This is a genomic window from Flavobacterium notoginsengisoli, from assembly GCF_014207905.1.
GTDB classification, from domain to species: Bacteria; Bacteroidota; Bacteroidia; order Flavobacteriales; family Flavobacteriaceae; genus Flavobacterium; species Flavobacterium notoginsengisoli_A.
The window spans coordinates 1,000,983-1,018,434 of the sequence record NZ_JACHLB010000001.1; the positions used below are offsets into that span (position 1 = coordinate 1,000,983).

At 33.9% G+C, this 17,452-nt stretch carries 13 protein-coding genes and 1 tRNA gene; 6 read left to right on the plus strand and 8 right to left on the minus strand.

Features of this window, described 5'->3' with window-relative positions:
* Positions 1 to 124: 124 nt before the first annotated feature.
* From pgmB to HNP35_RS04340, 3 genes are all read right to left on the minus strand, one after another.
* Complete coding sequence (gene pgmB / locus HNP35_RS04330; RefSeq protein WP_184158096.1) at positions 125 to 781, minus strand: beta-phosphoglucomutase; 657 nt, start codon at positions 779 to 781, stop codon at positions 125 to 127.
* The gene (locus tag HNP35_RS04335; protein ID WP_184158093.1) at positions 774 to 2,291 is read right to left on the minus strand and encodes an MFS transporter; all 1,518 of its coding nucleotides are present in this window, start codon (positions 2,289 to 2,291) and stop codon (positions 774 to 776) included. Before HNP35_RS04335 ends, pgmB begins: the two co-directional genes overlap by 8 nt.
* Before the next feature lie 173 nt (positions 2,292 to 2,464).
* Positions 2,465 to 3,496: a LacI family DNA-binding transcriptional regulator gene (locus tag HNP35_RS04340; RefSeq protein ID WP_184158091.1), complete on the minus strand. Its 1,032-nt coding sequence runs from the start codon at positions 3,494 to 3,496 to the stop codon at positions 2,465 to 2,467.
* Between the two features lie 235 nt (positions 3,497 to 3,731).
* Here HNP35_RS04340 and HNP35_RS04345 point away from each other — a divergent pair, with 235 nt between their 5' ends.
* The 4 genes from HNP35_RS04345 to HNP35_RS04360 all read left to right on the plus strand — a co-directional run bounded on the left by HNP35_RS04345 (position 3,732) and on the right by HNP35_RS04360 (position 12,419).
* Positions 3,732 to 6,713 carry a SusC/RagA family TonB-linked outer membrane protein gene (locus HNP35_RS04345; protein WP_184158089.1) on the plus strand — a complete coding sequence of 994 codons (2,982 nt, stop codon included), beginning with the start codon at positions 3,732 to 3,734 and terminating at the stop codon, positions 6,711 to 6,713.
* 35 nt (positions 6,714 to 6,748) lie between these two features.
* Positions 6,749 to 8,353: a RagB/SusD family nutrient uptake outer membrane protein gene (locus tag HNP35_RS04350; protein ID WP_184158086.1), complete on the plus strand. Its 1,605-nt coding sequence runs from the start codon at positions 6,749 to 6,751 to the stop codon at positions 8,351 to 8,353.
* Between the two features lie 19 nt (positions 8,354 to 8,372).
* Positions 8,373 to 9,473 carry a SusE domain-containing protein gene (locus HNP35_RS04355; protein ID WP_184158085.1) on the plus strand — a complete coding sequence of 367 codons (1,101 nt, stop codon included), beginning with the start codon at positions 8,373 to 8,375 and terminating at the stop codon, positions 9,471 to 9,473.
* 75 nt (positions 9,474 to 9,548) lie between these two features.
* The gene (locus HNP35_RS04360) at positions 9,549 to 12,419 is read left to right on the plus strand and encodes an alpha-amylase family glycosyl hydrolase (protein ID WP_184158082.1); all 2,871 of its coding nucleotides are present in this window, start codon (positions 9,549 to 9,551) and stop codon (positions 12,417 to 12,419) included.
* A gap of 78 nt (positions 12,420 to 12,497) precedes the next feature.
* On the opposite strand, the gene HNP35_RS04365 is transcribed toward HNP35_RS04360, so the two are convergent.
* The 5 genes from HNP35_RS04365 to HNP35_RS04385 form a co-directional block, all read right to left on the minus strand.
* Positions 12,498 to 12,725, minus strand: a complete 228-nt coding sequence (locus HNP35_RS04365; RefSeq protein ID WP_184158081.1) for a DUF6814 family protein — start codon at positions 12,723 to 12,725, stop codon at positions 12,498 to 12,500.
* 11 nt (positions 12,726 to 12,736) lie between these two features.
* Positions 12,737 to 14,230 carry an MFS transporter gene (locus tag HNP35_RS04370; RefSeq protein WP_184158079.1) on the minus strand — a complete coding sequence of 498 codons (1,494 nt, stop codon included), beginning with the start codon at positions 14,228 to 14,230 and terminating at the stop codon, positions 12,737 to 12,739.
* 333 nt (positions 14,231 to 14,563) lie between these two features.
* On the minus strand, positions 14,564 to 14,851 hold the full coding sequence (locus tag HNP35_RS04375; protein ID WP_184158077.1) for a GIY-YIG nuclease family protein: 288 nt from the start codon (positions 14,849 to 14,851) through the stop codon (positions 14,564 to 14,566).
* 93 nt (positions 14,852 to 14,944) lie between these two features.
* Positions 14,945 to 15,232 (minus strand): GIY-YIG nuclease family protein, encoded by a 288-nt coding sequence (locus tag HNP35_RS04380; RefSeq protein WP_184158077.1) that lies wholly within the window; start codon positions 15,230 to 15,232, stop codon positions 14,945 to 14,947.
* 51 nt (positions 15,233 to 15,283) lie between these two features.
* Positions 15,284 to 15,356 (minus strand) — tRNA-Phe (locus HNP35_RS04385).
* 99 nt (positions 15,357 to 15,455) lie between these two features.
* Between HNP35_RS04385 and HNP35_RS04390 the strand changes: the two genes are divergently transcribed.
* Together HNP35_RS04390 and HNP35_RS04395 are read left to right on the plus strand one after the other, a co-directional pair.
* Positions 15,456 to 16,190: a type III pantothenate kinase gene (locus tag HNP35_RS04390; protein ID WP_184158075.1), complete on the plus strand. Its 735-nt coding sequence runs from the start codon at positions 15,456 to 15,458 to the stop codon at positions 16,188 to 16,190.
* Positions 16,183 to 17,412, plus strand: coding sequence for a hypothetical protein (locus HNP35_RS04395; protein WP_184158073.1), 1,230 nt, complete (start codon positions 16,183 to 16,185; stop codon positions 17,410 to 17,412). Before HNP35_RS04390 ends, HNP35_RS04395 begins: the two co-directional genes overlap by 8 nt.
* Positions 17,413 to 17,452: the final 40 nt, after the last annotated feature.

Sequence of the window (17,452 nt, forward strand, 5' to 3'; positions counted from 1 at the left end):
ATGTGGCAATTTGATAATTAGATAATTGCCTTGTTTTTTAATAACTTTTTTACATTCATTTCAATAATTAGAGTCTTAGAATATTTGTCAGCGAGCATAATTATCTCATTGACACATTTTCTAATTATCCAATTAACTGCTCTATAAAGCTTGTTTCGATTTGGGTAAAATCTTTAAAAATATAGTCAGCTTCATGTAAAATTGTTTCCTCACCAATTCCCACACTTACCATTTCTCCTATGTTTGCTGCCTGAATTCCGGCAACAGAATCTTCAAATACAATTGAATTTTTTGGATCAATATTTAATAATTGAGCCGCTTTTAAGAATACTTCAGGGTCTGGTTTTGCATTGGTAACGTCATTTCCATCAACAATAACATCGAAGTAAGACAGAACGCCTGTTTTTTCTAGAATTGGTCTTGCATTTTTACTCGCTGAGCCTAATGCAATTCCCTGATTTTTCTCTTTTAATAGTTTTAGAATTTTTAAAACTCCTGGAAGAACCTCACTTTCATCCATGTCAACTAAATAAGATAGATAATCTTCATTTTTTTGAATTAACCATTTGTCTTTGTCTTCTTGCGAAGCCTCAACTTTTCCTAATCCAAGTATAATATCAAGAGAACGAACACGACTTACGCCTTTTAAAAGTTCGTTATCTTCAAGTGTAAAATTTATGTTTAGTGATTTGGCAATTTTTTGCCAAGCCAAAAAATGGTATTTAGCGGTATCAACGATTACTCCGTCAAGATCGAAGATGAATGCTTTTTTGTTATTCATGAATTTCAATTTTAGTTTTGTTATTTACTCTCAGAGTTAGTAATCCAGCAAAAATCATAGACACTCCTCCAATAATTAAAGCGTAAATAGGTTCACTATTAAAGAATTGTTTTATTATAAATCCTAATATGGTAGCGGCTACAATTTGTGGAATTACTACAAAAAAGTTAAAAACTCCCATGTAATAGCCCATTTTTGCAGCTGGCAAAGCTCCAGAAAGCATAGCGTAAGGCATTGATAAAATACTAGCCCATGCAATACCAACACCTAACATTGGCAGAATCAACATTTGTTTGTCGCCAATAAAATAAATTGAAATTAGTCCGACACCTCCAGCACATAAGGCTAATAAATGTGTAGCTCTAACCCCAACTTTTTTTGCGATAATTGGCAGCAAGAAGGCTACGGCAGCAGCAATTCCATTATAAACAGTAAACAATACAGAAACCCAGTCTGCAGCATCATTGTATATTTTTGAAGTTGTATCTGTTGTGCCGAAAATGTGTTGTGTAACTGCCTGTGTGGTGTAAATCCACATGGAGAAAAGTGCAAACCAAGAGAAAAATTGAACCCAAGCTAGTTTTTTCATTGTTCCAGGCATATTCAATAAATCGGTCATGATTACAGTGAAACCGTTATCAACTTTAGAATTTCGAAGTTGTGATGCAATTATGAACAAAACACCCATAAAAACTAGTCCGATGAATAGAATGTATAGCTCTTTTGCCAAACTGTTTTCGAAAATCAAAAAAGAAACTAATGCACCAATAACAGCAAGAGAAACTCCCATGGAAAGCTGTTTTTTGATACTGACACTAGGTTCGATTTCATTGTTAACGAATGCTTCTTTTTCTTTTTTGCTTTGTTTCTCGAATTGATGAAGCTCATCAGGAGTATATTCTGTTGTTTTGAAGACAGTCCATAAAACTGAAAGAAGAAAAGCAATTCCGCCAATGTAAAAAGACCATTTTACAGAGTCTGGAATAATTCCTTCTGGAGCTGTGTTGCTCACTCCAAAAACATTTGAAAAAAGATAAGGAAGTACAGATCCGACAACTGCTCCAGTTCCTATAAAGAAACTCTGCATGGCAAAACCTAATGTTCGCTGTTTTTCTGGTAAATTGTCGCCAACAAAAGCGCGGAAAGGCTCCATTGAAACATTTATTGATGCATCCATTATCCATAAAGTTCCAGCAGCAATCCATAAAGTTGGAGAGTTGGGCATTACAAACAATGCGGCAGAAGAAAGAATTGCACCAACTAAAAAATAGGGGCGACGTCTTCCTAAACGTGTCCAAGTTCTATCACTGAAATAGCCAATTATGGGTTGGATTATTAATCCTGAAACAGGAGCAGCAATCCATAAAATTGGAATTTCGTCAATTTTAGCACCAAGGGTTTCAAAAATTCTAGAAGTGTTTGCATTTTGCAGTGCAAAACCGAATTGTATTCCTAAGAAACCGAAACTCATGTTCCAAATTTCCCAGAAACTTAATTTACGCTTTTCCATTATCGTAATTTGAAAATTATACGATAAGCGCTTTGCTTATCAAAACTTTGTTTCTTTCGAAGTAAAACTAAAAGCCTTGACGGGCGTAAAATTATAAATTATTTTTTTATTTATGCTAATAAAAAAGCCATAAAAATTTTTTATGGCTTTAGAAAGTATTGATTTTTAGAAAATTAGTCAGTAGATTCTCGTTTTATTAGATGAGTCTCTATCACTTCAGTAATATAATTTTCATTGTGTTCTTCATCATCATCATCTTCGGCTTCTATTCTTTCTATAAGCATTTTAGCCGCTTTGTTCCCCATTTTTTCACCGCTTTGGCTAACGGTTGTAATAGTTGGAGTAGAATATTTGGAGATAATTCCATCAGTAAAAGCGATTACGGCTAAATCTTCAGGAACTTTTAATCCCATTTTATTGGCTGTTTTGATGATAGTTACAGCAAAAAGTTCATTTACTGCAAAAACAGCATCAAAAGCTCTGGCGTGCAAAAGCTCAGAAATAGTGATTTCACAAGTATCTACATCTTCGATTTTGATGATTAAATCTTCATTAAATGGCAGTCCGTTATCCAATAACGCTTTTTCGTAACCGTCTGTTCGTAGTTTTCCAACACTTACATAATCAACTGTTGTTACGAGTGCGATTTTTTTTCGTCCGCTGTCAATTAAACTCTGAACAGCTTCGTAAGCTGCAGATTTATCATCGATAATTACTTTATCACACAAAATATCGTTGGTAACGCGGTCAAACATAACAACTGGCATTCCTTGATTTATAACTTCGGTTATGTGGTGGAAGTCGCCTTTGTACTGAGTTTCTTTGGAAAGAGACATGATAAAACCATCGATACTTCCGTTGGCTAACATTTCCATATTTAGGACTTCTTTATCGAAAGAATCATCAGATACGCAGATGACAACACTATATCCATATTCATTCGCAACCTGTTCAATTCCGTTGATTACAGTAGAGAAAAAATAATGTACAATTTCAGGAATAATAATACCGATACTCTTCGTTTTTCGGTTCTTTAAACTAAGAGCAATGTTGTTGGGTTTATAGTTGTAAAACTTTGCAAAAGCCTGAACTTTTTCTCTAGTTTCTTCTCCAATTTCAAGGCTGTTTCTAAGTGATTTTGAGACAGTTGAAATAGATACATCTAGTTCCTTTGCAATCTGTTTTAGAGTTATTTTGCGTTTCATGTGAATAGTTGAAAAAAATCTAATTAATAATAAAGGTATCTGAAATTTTTATAATTGACAATTTTCATACGAAAAGATTACAAAATATAGAAAGTTTTCAACACTACCACGTTTTCGTAAAGCAATAAAAATTGTCGTTGGTCGAGCATGTTAATAAATTCATAATTTTGAAATTCGAAGTAAAATTAAAAACTTAACTAACAGTCACAAACTCAAACTAATTTAAACAAAAAGTATGAAAACAATTTACAAAAAGTTGTTATTTTTATTCCTTCTGCTTCCGTTTACAGTGTTAGCTCAAAGCACTTTAAGTGGAACAGTAACTGATCTTGCCACAGGTCAGCCAATACCGGGGGTAAATGTAAATGTGCAAGGTGCCCCAGGTGGTACATCTACTGATTTTGATGGTAAATTTCAATTGCCTAATCTAAAAAATGGAGACAAAATTTTAGTTTCATTTATTGGATACAAAACATCGACTATCGTATTTAATGGTCAAAAAAACTTAGCAGTATCTTTAGAAGAGGATACAAACCAATTACAAGAAGTAGTTGTACAAGTAGGTTATGGTACTGTTAAGAAAAAAGATGCTACAGGTTCTGTTTCTCAAATCTCTGCAAAAGAATTCAATAAAGGTATTAACGTAACTCCAGAAAGTTTAATTGGAGGTCGTATTGCTGGTGTAAATGTTGTAGGTGGAGGAGCTCCAGGAGCAAAAGCAGATATTAGAATTCGTGGAGGATCTTCTTTAAGTGCTTCAAACGATCCATTAATTATTTTAGATGGACTTCCATTGAGTAATGCTGTTCCAAGTGGTGCTACAAGTATCTTGTCTACTATTGATCCTAATGATATTGAGTCTTTTACAGTTCTTAAAGATGCATCTGCGGCGGCAATTTATGGTTCTCGTGCAGCAAATGGTGTAATTGTAATTACGACTAAAAAAGGAACTAAAGGCGGTGTAAAAGTTAACTTCAGTTCTCAAGTTGGGGTTAATACAGTTGCTAATACAGTTGATGTTTTAAGTGCAGATCAATTCCGTGCTTTCGTAAATGAAAAAGGAAGTGATGCTCAAAAAGCATTAATGGGAACTGCAAGTACAAACTGGCAGAATGAAATTTTTCATACAGCATTAACAACAAATAATAATATCTCTGTAAGTGGTGCTTTATTTAACAAATTACCAGTTCGTTTATCTGTTGGAAATGTTGATAATCCTGGAATTCTTAGAAATACTTCTTTTGAAAGAACTACGACATCGATATCGTTAAACCCAGTGTTATTCGACAATCACTTAAAAATTGATATTAGCGGAAACTTATCTTTCAGTAAAAATCAATTTCAAGATGAAGATGCTGTTATTGGTTCTGCAATTAGTTTTGATCCAACACAATCTCCTTACCAAGCAGGTTCTCGTTATGGAGGATATTTTGAATGGTTGGAGCCAAACGGAAACTTAGCATTATTACCTGCAAAAAACCCAGTTGCGAGATTAAACCAAGAAGATAAAAGATCTAAATCTACAAGAAAATGGGGTAACATTAGTATTGACTATAAATTCCACTTCTTCGAAGATTTAAGAATTGTTGCTGAAGCTGGTATTGACAGATTTGATAGCAGTGGATACAACAGACAAAGTACAGAAAGTGCTTTAGGATACCAACCAAATCCATTCAGTTCTGGAAATTGGGTGAATTTAGGAAACAATAATACGTACACAGATGATCTTCAAAACAAAAACTTGAATACGTATTTTGTTTATTCTAAAAATATTGGAAAACTTAAACTTGACGCTACTGCTGGTTATAACTATCAGTTGTTTCAAAAAGAAAAATATCAGTCAGGAGAGCTTACGCAACCTGCTGCTAGTAGAAATGAAGACGTTATTACTGACCCAGACATCAATTTACAATCTTATTTTGGTCGTTTGAATTTAGGTTGGGACAGTAGATATCTATTGACATTGAACTACAGACGAGATGGAACTTCACGTTTTTCTGAAGAAAACAGATGGGGTAACTTTATGGGAGGTGCTTTTGCATGGAATCTTGCTGAAGAATCTTTCTTAAAAGATAACGAAACACTTTCTAGTTTAAAATTAAGAGTTGGTTACGGAACAACAGGTCAGCAGGATATTTCTGCTCAGTATGACTATTTAAGAAGAGTTACGCTTGGTACAGTAAATACACAGTATGTTTTTAACGGTGTTGTGTACAGAACTGCTAGACCAGAAGGATATAACCAAAATATCAAATGGGAAGAGTTAGCAGAGATGAACATTGGTTTAGATTTCGGATTCTTGAGAGATAGAATTACTGGTTCTGTTAACTATTTTGATAAAAAATCATCTGATTTGTTAGCTGATGTATTGGTTCCTGATGGAGCAAACTTAAGAAATCAAGGATTTAATAATATTGGAGATTTAAGAACTAAAGGAGTTGAATTTAGTTTACAATCAGATATTATTAAAAAGGATAATTTAACTTGGAATGTTGCGGTTAATGCTACTTATTTAGATCAGAAAATTGAAAGTTTAGGTCAAACCGTTGAAGGTTTTCAAGGTTATGAAGTAGGAGATAACATCAAAGGAGGAAACGGAAACAAAGTACTTATTAATACAGTTGGTTCTGCTCCAAATTCATTCTTCGTATACGAACAATTGTACGATGCTAATAAAAAACCAATTGCTGGTGCTTATGTAGACAGAAACGGAGATGGTAAAATTGATGCAAACGATCGTTACAGATATAAAAAACCAACAGCTGATTATACATTCGGTTTATTCTCAACTTTAAACTACAAAAAGTTTGATTTTACAATGAACTGGAGAGCAAGTTTAGGAAATTACATTTTCGATAACGTAAATTCTAACTTAGGATATTCTGATGCTGGTTTAAGAAGACAAACAGATTTATCTAACGTAAGTTCAGATTACTTAAATACTGGATTTGTTTTTGAAGATAACGGAACACAACGTTATTTATCTAATTACTATGTAAAAGATGCTTCTTTTATCAAATTAGATAACGTAACTCTAGGATATACTTTAGATAAATCTTTATTAAAAGATGTTTCTTTAAGATTCTCAGCAGGTGTTCAGAACGTTTTTGTACTTACAAAATATGATGGGTTAGATCCGGAGAAATTCAACGGAATTGATGGTAACGTTTATCCAAGAGCAAGAACTTACTTGTTTGGAGTAAATGCAAGTTTCTAATAGTACATTGAAAAACAAAATTTAAAACATACAAAATGAAAATATCATTTAAATATATATCTTATTTCTTCCTATTTATTTTAGGAATAAGTATGACGCTTACTTCGTGTACTGACGATTTAAACGTGACACCAAAAGATGACGATGAGTTTTTATCTGAAACCTTTTTTCAAGATCCAGCATCTTATAAACAAGTTTTAGCAAAATTATATGCAGGACTATATGTAGGAGGAAATGATGGTGACGGGCAGGCAGATATTGCTGGTCTTAGTGGAGATTTCAGCAGTTACTTGCGTTTACTTTTTGTAACTCAGGAATTGCCTACAGATGAAGCTGTTATTGCTTGGGCTGATGGTAGTTTGCCAACATTAAATACACAAACATGGTCTCCTGCTAATGAGTTTTTATATGGAACTTATTCAAGAGCATCTTACCATATTAGTTTGGCAAATGAATTTTTAAGACAAACTACAGATGAGAAATTAACTTCAAGAGGAGTTGATGCAAGTTTAAAAGCTGAAATCGCAACTTTTAGAGCAGAAGCAAGATTCTTAAGAGCTTATTCTTATGTGAATTTAATGGATTTGTTTGGTAATGTGCCAATTACAACAGAAGCTGACCCAGTTGGATTCTTTTATCCAGTGCAAAAAACAAGAGCAGAAGTTTTTGCTTTCGTAGAGTCTGAATTGAAAGATTTAGATAGCAGTTTAGCAAATGCAAGAGCAAATGAATATGGTAGAGTTGATAAAGTAGCTGCTAAATTTTTATTAGCTCAAATTTATCTAAACTCTAAAGTTTATACTGGAACAGAAAGAAATAATGAAGTAGCTACTTTATGTACTGAAATTATTAATTCTGGATATACGTTTGCAAACGTTCCTTATGCTTATTTATTCTCTGCAGATAATGATAAAAATGGTGCGCAAAATGAATTTATTTTCCCAATCATCAGTGATGGAAATGCTATTCGTGCAACAGGTGGAGGAATGAGTTTTATTATTCACGCTTCTATTGGAGGAAGTATTGATGCTGCGTCTAGAGGAATGGACGGTGGTTGGTTCGGTACTAGAACTCGTAAAGAATTTGTAGCTCTTTTTCCTGATGCAACTGCGACTGGAGATAAAAGAGGAACTTTCCATACTGATGGACAAGCTTTAGATATTACTAATATATCAACATTTACAGATGGTTATGCTGTAACTAAATATATTAACAAAAAATCTGATGGTTCTCCAGCTCAAAGAACAGATATTCCTGATACAGATTTTCCTGTTTTCCGTGTGTCTGATGCTTATTTAATGTATGCTGAAGCTGTGGTTAGAGGTGCATCAACAGGAAATATTGCTACTGCTGTTGGTTATATCAACCAATTAAGAACAAGAGCTCAGGCTTCTCAAATATCAAGTGCAAATTTGAATCTTGATTTTATCTTGGCAGAAAGAGGAAGAGAGTTATTCTGGGAATGTCATAGAAGAACAGATTTAATTCGTTTTGGAAAATTCACAGGAGGAAGCAAAATTTGGCAGTGGAAAGGTGGAACAATGAGCGGTGTGGCAACAGAATCATACAGAGATTTAATGCCAATTCCTGCTAAGACGATCCAAGCGAATCCGACATTGAAGCAAAATCCTGGATACTAATATCTAATAGAACTGTAAAATGAAAAATATATATAAAATTTTAATCGCATTTGTTGGTGTATTAGCAGTGTCGTGTAATACGGATTCTGTAGATGAAAGACCAACTCTTAGTGTGGGTACGGCTCCAGAAATTACTGCACCGGCAACAGGACAAAGCTACGTTCTGGATGTTGAAAAAGCTGGAGAAGAAGTTGCTAAATTCACTTGGTCAGCTGCTCAGTATTCTTCGGCAGTTGCAGTTAAGTATACTTTATTGATTGATAAAAAAGGTGGCGATTTTAAATCTGCTGTAACCTTACAGACTACGACAAATAGTATTAAAGAAGTTTCAGTGTTAGCTAGAGAATTAAATCAGGCAGCTATTGATTTAGGAGGTCAGCCAGAGGTTGCTGCTCAATATGATGTAAAGGTTACAGCAAACGTTTCAGGAGAATTTGTTCAAGTATCTAAAGGCTTAATTACTATTAGTGTAACTCCTTACACAGGAAAAGTTCCTTATGACTTTGTTGAATGGTACTTAGTTGGAGATGCTACAGTTTCTGGTTGGGATAATAATAAAGGAAACCAGATATTATTCAGAAGTGCAACAAATTCTAACGAATATACCTTTACAGGATTCTTTAAAAAAGGATATTTCAAAGCTATTAAAAACTTAGGAAATTGGGCTCCAATGTATGGAGGTTCTAATGGTACTTTAGTTTATAGAGCGACAGACGGTGATGCTGATCCTGCAAGTATCGAAGTGCCTGCTGATGGATACTATAAATTTAAAATGGATGTGCAAAAGTTAACGTATACATTTGATGCATATGCTGCTGGTGCTACAGCTCCAACTTATTCAACAATTGGTATTATTGGAAGCGCTACTTCTAAAGGTTGGGATGCTTCAACTCCAATGGTAAAATCAACGTTCAACGCACACGTTTGGACTTTAGGTGTAACACCTTTAAACGATGGAGAAATAAAATTCAGAGCAAATGATGCATGGGATGTTTCATGGGGAGGAAAAACTCCTTTCTCAGGTGTTAGTACTGGTGACAACACTCCTGTTTCGAAATCAAAATATCTTATTTATTTTAATGATTTAGACGGAAGTTACTTGATGATTCCTAATCAATAAACTTCAGTTAATAACTGAAAAGGGCTATCTCGAGATAGCCCTTTTTTAATCGACTAACTAAATAACCACACGATTATGAAAAAAACTTTACTATCAATATTTTTATTGATGGCAGTGACCGTTTTTGCCCAACAACAAACGGTTACGTATTCAATAAACCCATCCACTTTTGAAGATACAACGCCTATAACTATTACTATTAATGGCAATAGTGTTAATGAAACTTCATGGGGAATTAGTACCACTCACGCATTATATCTTTGGTCGTGGTCCTATGATATAAATGATACCAATCAATCGGATAGTCCTTCTAATGGAACTTGGACTGCATCAAACGAAGCTGCAAAATTTACCTATAATGCAGGGACAGATACGTATACCAAAACAATTACGCCTTCTACCTATTTCTCAAGAAATGGAATTGGAAGAATTGGTTTTTTGGTTAAAGCGAAAGATGGAACTGGTGATAAAAAATCACAAGATATTGTTGTCGAAGTGGGTTCTTTTCAAGTTTCGCTAACTTCTCCAGCAGAAAATAGCACTTCAATTATTGCATCTGGAGGTAATTTGAATATCAGTGCAACAAATACAAATGGAGCGGCAAGTTATACTTTGAAAGCAAACGGAACAATAATTAATACCAATGCAAGTACTTCTAGTTATTCGTATTCACATACCAATATTACAGCAAATCAAAGTTATGAATTGACGGTAACTCAAGGCACGACAACAATTAGCAAGAAATTTTCAGTTGTTGTAAATCCGAATACAGTTTCTCAAGCTATGCCTTCTGGTTTAGTAGACGGAATTAATTATAATACAGCCGATGCTACAAAAGCAACTTTAGTTTTAGATGCACCTTTAAAAGATTTTGTTTACGTTGCTGGAAGTTTCAACAATTGGCAGCCAACATCGGCTTATGCCATGAAAAAAGATCCAACTTCTGGAAAATTTTGGTTAGAACTTACGGGATTGGTTTCGGGTGTAAATAATACCTATCAATATTGGGTAGTTGATACAACTCCATTGGCAAATTCGCCGTCAATGGTAAAAACGGCCGATCCGTATTCTACATTGGTTTTGTCTCCTTATGATGATCCTTACATCCCTACTTCAAAATATCCAAATATGCCAGCTTATCCAGCAGGACAAAATTTTGAAGTTACCGTTTTAAAAACAGGGCAAACTCCATACAATTGGCAAGTAACTAATTTCATTAAACCAGAAAAAGAAAAATTAGTAGTCTACGAACTTTTGGTTCGAGATTTTGATGCTTCTAAAAGTTACCAAAGTTTGATCGATAGAATTGATTATTTTAAAAATCTTAAAATCAATGCAATCGAATTAATGCCTGTAATGGAATTTGAAGGAAATGAAAGCTGGGGTTATAATACCTCATTTCATATGGCTTTAGATAAATTCTATGGAACTTCTGATAAACTAAAAGAATTTATTGATTTATGCCATCAAAACGGAATTGCAGTTATTCTGGATGTCGCTTTAAACCATGCTTTTGGAAGAAATCCGATGGTTAGAATGTGGATGAATGACCCAGACGGTGATGGTTTTGGATCGCCAACAGCTGAAAATCCTTATTTTAATACAGTCGCAAAACATACTTATAGTGTAGGAGAAGATTTTAATCATCAGTCTGCCAAAACACAATATTATGTTGAACGAGTGGTTAAACAATGGATCGAAGAATATAAAATTGATGGTTTCCGTTGGGATTTAACGAAAGGATTTACTCAAGCTTGTACAGCATCAGACGAAAGTTGTACAAATGCATATCAGCAGGATAGAGTTGATATCCTGAAAAAGTATGCAGATTATTCATGGAGTTTAGATCCGACTCATTATACCATTTTTGAACATTTAGGAACAGATGCTGAAGAAAAACAATGGGCAGATTACAGAGTTACAGAAAGTCCAAGTAAAGGAATTATGATGTGGGGTAAAATGACAGATCCTTATAATGAATTGTCAATGGGATATACAAGTAATATTACCAGAATGTCGAGTGCAAGCAGGGGATTTGCAGCTAACCGTTTGATTGGTTATGCAGAAAGTCATGATGAAGAGCGTCTAATGTATAAAAATGTCCAATATGGAGCAACAAACGGAACTTACAATGTAAAAACATTAAACACCGCTTTGTCTAGAATGTCTGCAATTGGAGCAGTTTCCTTATTAGTTCCGGGGCCAAAAATGATTTGGCATTTTGGAGAACTAGGTTGGGAAAGTTCAATCTTTACCTGTAATGACAATACGGTAAATACAGATTCAGATGCGATAGGTGGAGATTGTAAGTTGGATACTAAACCACAGCCTCAATGGGTTAATAATTGGTTGGGGGATTCAAATCGTAATAAAATTTATAACGATTGGGCAAAAATGATTACGCTTAAAAAAGTAGAACCTGTTTTTTTAGGGACTTCAACTATAACAAATTCGAATTCTAAAATTGTAAATATCAAAATAACAAATGCTAGTTTAACTGCAACACAATTAAAAGATGTTGTAATTCTTGCCAATTTTGATACTACAGCACAAAATGTTGCTACAGGTTTTCCTTACGTGGGAGCTTGGTACAATTTAATGGACAATACAACTATAAATGTTACAGATGTAAACGCTCCTATAAATTTACCTCCAGGCGAATATAGAATTTATGGTAATAAACAAGCGAATTTGGCAATTGAAAATTTTGAAAAAGGAAATGCTGTGAGTTTATATCCAAATCCAGTTGCAGATTATTTTACATTAAATTTTGTGGCTTCAAAAGTGCAGATTTATGCTGTAACAGGACAATTGGTAAAAATATTTAATACAAACGGAAACACAGATTTTCAATTCTCAGTTAGTGATTTAAATACTGGATTGTATCTAGTGAAAACGTTAGATGAAAACAATAAAGTTCAAGTAGTGAAGTTTATTAAAAAGTAGGTTAGGTTAGTAATGAAAAAGGGCTGTCTGGAAACGGACAGCCTTTTTTTTGTGTTTTTTGTTTGGGGTATTTTTTATTTACTTCTTTTTATCGCTGTATTCTCCAATGAGAGAATAATACCCAAATGTCCCTAATCCCATAGTGATTAGTGGGGTTAGTATAAAGAGAATAATAACTCCAAATACTAAATCGTCTTGCTGGTCTGAAAGTAACTTAGGCAAGCCAAATTCAAATATGCAAAAATAAGCAGCAGCTGCCGCTAAAGCAATCCATAACGCCCCTAAAACTTGTTTGATTACATTCATTTTTTTAAATTTTAAAGGTGATTAATTTTGTTTTTGTTGTCAATATATATCATTCCTATTACAAAGCAGATTCCTGCAATAATTATAGGATACCATAATCCATCAAGATAAAAATCAGTTTTTCCGCTTGCTTTGGCATGCGTCACAAAATAGGTGGAAATTGCAGGAAGCAATCCGCCAAAAATTCCATTTCCAACATGATATGGAAGTGACATCGAAGTATATCTAATTTTAGTTGGAAACATTTCGACCAAAAATGCAGCGATTGGACCATAAACCATGGTTACAAAGAGTACTTGAATAAATACTAAGAAAATTAAAGTCCATTTATCGCTAGAATTAATTACGACAGAAATGCTGCTTTGCACTTCTTTCTTATCCATGTACGTTTTTTTTTCAATTGCGGATGTACCATCTGTATATTTTTTTTCAGTCGTTACAATTGAGCTTCCATTTTCTTTGTTTTCAGTAGTTTCTTTTGGATTTTCTAAAATTTCAGTTTTTTTAGAAATATCAGTTGTTTCATACATTGTTTTATAAATAGGTCTGTATGATAATATCGCAATCAACATTCCGAACATCATAATATATTTACGGCCAATTTTGTCGCTCAACCATCCGAAAACAATAAAAAAAGGAGTTCCTATTAAAAGCGCAATTCCTAACAATTCATCGACTTGAGAAGAATCTACATTCATTACAGTTTTCATGAAACTCATTGCGTAAAACTGTCCTGTATACCAAACAACACCTTGTCCCATTGTTGCTCCGAAAAGTGCTAACAAAACAAACTTTAAATTATATCTGTTTCCAAAACTCTCTTTTAGAGGATTCGTACTTGTAGTTCCTTCTTTTTTAGCTTTTGCAAAAACAGGAGATTCGTCCATATTTTTACGTATAAGATAAGAAACGCCAACCATAACAACGGAAACCCAGAATGGAACACGCCATCCCCATAAATCAAAATCTTCTGCAGAAAGCACACTTTTAGTAGCTAGAATAACCATTAAAGAAATAAACAAACCAACAGTTGCAGTAGTTTGGATCCAAGAAGTCCAATAGCCTTTTTCGCCAGCAGGAGCATGTTCAGCAACATAAGTGGCTGCTCCGCCATATTCACCTCCTAAAGCGAGTCCTTGTAATAATCTCAGAATCAAAACTAATAAAGGAGCCAAAAAGCCTATGGTTTCATAACTCGGAATACAGCCAATTAAAAAAGTAGAGCCACCCATTAATAATAAGGTAGCCATAAAAGTATATTTTCTGCCAATGATATCTCCAAGCCTTCCAAAGAATAAAGCTCCAAAAGGACGAACTACAAATCCGGCAGCAAAAGTCGCTAAAGTAGATAAGAATGCAGCGGTAGGATTGTCGCTTGGAAAAAATTTAGTAGAAATAACAACAGCAAGGCTGCCAAAAATATAAAAATCGTACCATTCAATCATGGTGCCCATAGAAGAGGCTGAAATTACTTTCCAAATGCCCTTAGTAGAAGTTTTGCTCATAAAACCGCTTTGAGATCTTGTTAATAAATGAATGCTAAAAATATAGTTTTACGAATATAGAAGATATTTTTTTATTCAGTTAATACTTTTTTAACAAAAACTATTTATTTGTTGACATTTGATTTCAAAGTAAAAAAGAATTTAACCGCAAAGAGCGCAAAGATTTATGCAAGGTTCGCAAAGTTTAAAAATAACGTTGCGAACCTTGCATTTTTTTCCTTGCGCTCTTTGCGGTTAAAAAAACAGAAAAGTATAAAAACAAAAAACCCGAATATTTCTATTTGGGTTTTGTGGTACCTCCAGTCCCGAGGCTTCGGGAGAACCAGAGACACATTATGATTTTCTTTTAGATAAAATATCTTTCAATATAAAAGGATCGGCTATTATTTTGTTATTGAAGTTTTTGCTTTTCATTCTTTTAATAAATTTCTCTAAATAGACTGCTTCTTCTCTATTGTTGCAGGTAAAAGTCATGACTATTTGCCAGTCATCAGCTATTTTGGTAAAGGAATTGGAGTAAAAATGCATTTGATGTTTAGAGATTCTTTCATCTATATTATTCGTTTCTCCAATGTAGAATTTCTGAGAAGAATTTGAATAAAGAATGTATAGGTAATGCATTATAAATAATTTTTTAAAACAAAAAACCCGAATATTTCTATTCGGGTTTTGTGGTACCTCCAGTCCCGAGGCTTCGGGAGAACCAGAGACACATTATGATTTTCTTTTAGATAAAATATCTTTCAATATAAAAGGATCGGCTATTATTTTGTTATTGAAGTTTTTGCTTTTCATTCTTTTAATAAATTTCTCTAAATAGACTGCTTCTTCTCTATTGTTGCAGGTAAAAGTCATGACTATTTGCCAGTCATCAGCTATTTTGGTAAAGGAATTGGAGTAAAAATGCATTTGATGTTTAGAGATTCTTTCATCTATATTATTCGTTTCTCCAATGTAGAATTTCTGAGAAGAATTTGAATAAAGAATGTATAGGTAATGCATTATAAATAATTTTTTAAAACAAAAAACCCGAATATTTCTATTCGGGTTTTGTGGTACCTCCAGGGATCGAACCAGGGACACATGGATTTTCAGTCCATTGCTCTACCATCTGAGCTAAGGTACCGTGCTTGTTGCGGGTGCAAATATATAATCATTTTTGGTTTGAGCAAAACATTTTTTAGAAAAAATCTATTCGTATCTTCGCAAAAGCAAAAAAGCAAATATGATTTTAACGGTTGATATCGGAAATACTAGAATTAAAGCAGCTGTATTTGAGGGGAATAATGCTCTTGAAAATTTTGTTTTTGAGAAAAACGAGCTCGAAAAAAAAATTGAAAAAATTTTAAAAAAGTTTCCAGATTGCTCTGATTTGGTAGTTGCTTCGGTGGGAAGTATCGAAAAACAAGCCTTTTTAACTTTCGAAAACAGGTTAAAAGTTCATTTTTTTACACACGAAGACGTATTTCCATTCCACAATAAATATGCAACTCCTAAAACTTTAGGAATCGACCGAATGATTTTGGCAGGAGGAGCAACCCTGCAATTTCCAAAACAAAATAGACTCGTTATAGATGCCGGAACTTGTATTACCTACGATTTTATCGACGAAAATGATAATTATTTAGGAGGAGCAATCTCTCCAGGCCTTCGATTGCGATACGAATCTCTTCATAATTTCACGGCTAGACTGCCTTTGCTTACTTTAGAGGCTCCAGATAATTATGTAGGAAACTCAACGCCACAAGCGATACATTCTGGTGTTGTCAACGGTTTCGTCTATGAGATTGACGGTTTTATCGATGAATATCGCAAGCAGTTTTCAAATTTTATCATAATTTTAACGGGAGGCGATGCAGAATTTTTGGCTAAACGATTAAAAAATACCATATTTGCCAATTCAAATTTCCTTTTAGAAAGTTTGAGCCAAACATATCAATATAAAATCGACAATGATTAAAAAAGTAATAATAAGCGCTTGTTTGCTTATATCGTTCGTTTCATTCGCTCAACAAGGTACTGCTTCACCTTATTCTTTTTTCGGAATTGGTGATGTGAGATTCAAGGGAACTCTTGAAAACAGATCTATGGCAGGTGTTGCTGTCGAGCAAGATTCGATACATTTAAATATAGAAAACCCTGCAAGTTATGCTAGTTTGTTTCAGACTACTTTTACAGTTGGAGGGACTTTTGCTACTTCTAATTTAAAAACAAGTTCTCAATCTGAAAAAGCGCAGCGTTCTACTTTTGATTATTTAGCTTTAGGAATTCCGATGGGGAAATTTGGAGCTTCTTTTGGTTTAATACCAGTAACGTCGGTAGGATATAAAATTTTGAATGATAATTCGGCAACAGAAGGTGCAGTAAGCTCACAACTTGATGGAAAAGGTGGTGTAAATAAAGTGTACTTTGGTTTGGCTTATAAAATTACAAAAGGCTGGAACATTGGAGCTGATGCGCAATATAATTTTGGAAAAATTACAACAACAACCGTAGAAGGTATTTCGGGGGTTCAAAATAGTACAGCAGAAGTAAATACATCTGAATTGTCTGGAATGAATTTTAGCATCGGAACAATGTATCAGAAAAAAATATACAAAAAAATGAGTATTTTTTCTAGTTTAAGTTACTCTTTTGGAGGCGATTTGAATTCTGAGAACACTAGAGTAATTTCTGTACAAGGAGATCCAGATCCTTATGTTTATCCTGTAGATCCGAAAACATTAAAAATTCCGAGCAAATTAAGTATTGGTTTAGGAGTTGGAGAAGCAAGAAAATGGTTGGTTGGTGCAAATATGGCTTTTCAAGAAACGGGACAGTTAGAGAATTACTACAATCAAGCTGAGAATGTGAAGTATGAAAGTTATTCTAAATACTCAATAGGTGGTTATTACCTTCCTAATTATAACTCTTTTACAAGTTATATGAGCAGAATTACCTATAGAGCTGGTTTGAAATATGAAAAAATTGGTCTTATAGTGAATAACGAATCTATTAAAGACGTCGGAATGACTTTAGGAGCTGGAATTCCAATTCCTGGATCATATTCAAATGTCAATTTCGGAATTGAATTTGGTAAACGTGGTACAGTTTCTTCTAATTTAGTGCAAGAAAACTACGTGAATTTTAGCTTAAGCTTCTCTTTCAACGACAGATGGTTTGTTAAGAGTAAATTCCAATAAGAAACGGTTTTACCTTTTTTAAGCTCATTACAATTTACTA

Coding starts and splice junctions, on each gene's coding strand:
- HNP35_RS04390 (WP_184158075.1), top strand. CDS start 15,456: ATGATTTTAACGGTTGATATCGGAAATACTAGAATTAAAGCAGCTGTA.
- HNP35_RS04395 (WP_184158073.1), top strand. CDS start 16,183: ATGATTAAAAAAGTAATAATAAGCGCTTGTTTGCTTATATCGTTCGTT.
- HNP35_RS04335 (WP_184158093.1), bottom strand. CDS start 2,291: ATGGAAAAGCGTAAATTAAGTTTCTGGGAAATTTGGAACATGAGTTTC.
- HNP35_RS04345 (WP_184158089.1), top strand. CDS start 3,732: ATGAAAACAATTTACAAAAAGTTGTTATTTTTATTCCTTCTGCTTCCG.
- HNP35_RS04360 (WP_184158082.1), top strand. CDS start 9,549: ATGAAAAAAACTTTACTATCAATATTTTTATTGATGGCAGTGACCGTT.
- HNP35_RS04340 (WP_184158091.1), bottom strand. CDS start 3,496: ATGAAACGCAAAATAACTCTAAAACAGATTGCAAAGGAACTAGATGTA.
- HNP35_RS04380 (WP_184158077.1), bottom strand. CDS start 15,232: ATGCATTACCTATACATTCTTTATTCAAATTCTTCTCAGAAATTCTAC.
- HNP35_RS04350 (WP_184158086.1), top strand. CDS start 6,749: ATGAAAATATCATTTAAATATATATCTTATTTCTTCCTATTTATTTTA.
- HNP35_RS04355 (WP_184158085.1), top strand. CDS start 8,373: ATGAAAAATATATATAAAATTTTAATCGCATTTGTTGGTGTATTAGCA.
- HNP35_RS04370 (WP_184158079.1), bottom strand. CDS start 14,230: ATGAGCAAAACTTCTACTAAGGGCATTTGGAAAGTAATTTCAGCCTCT.
- HNP35_RS04365 (WP_184158081.1), bottom strand. CDS start 12,725: ATGAATGTAATCAAACAAGTTTTAGGGGCGTTATGGATTGCTTTAGCG.
- HNP35_RS04375 (WP_184158077.1), bottom strand. CDS start 14,851: ATGCATTACCTATACATTCTTTATTCAAATTCTTCTCAGAAATTCTAC.
- pgmB (WP_184158096.1), bottom strand. CDS start 781: ATGAATAACAAAAAAGCATTCATCTTCGATCTTGACGGAGTAATCGTT.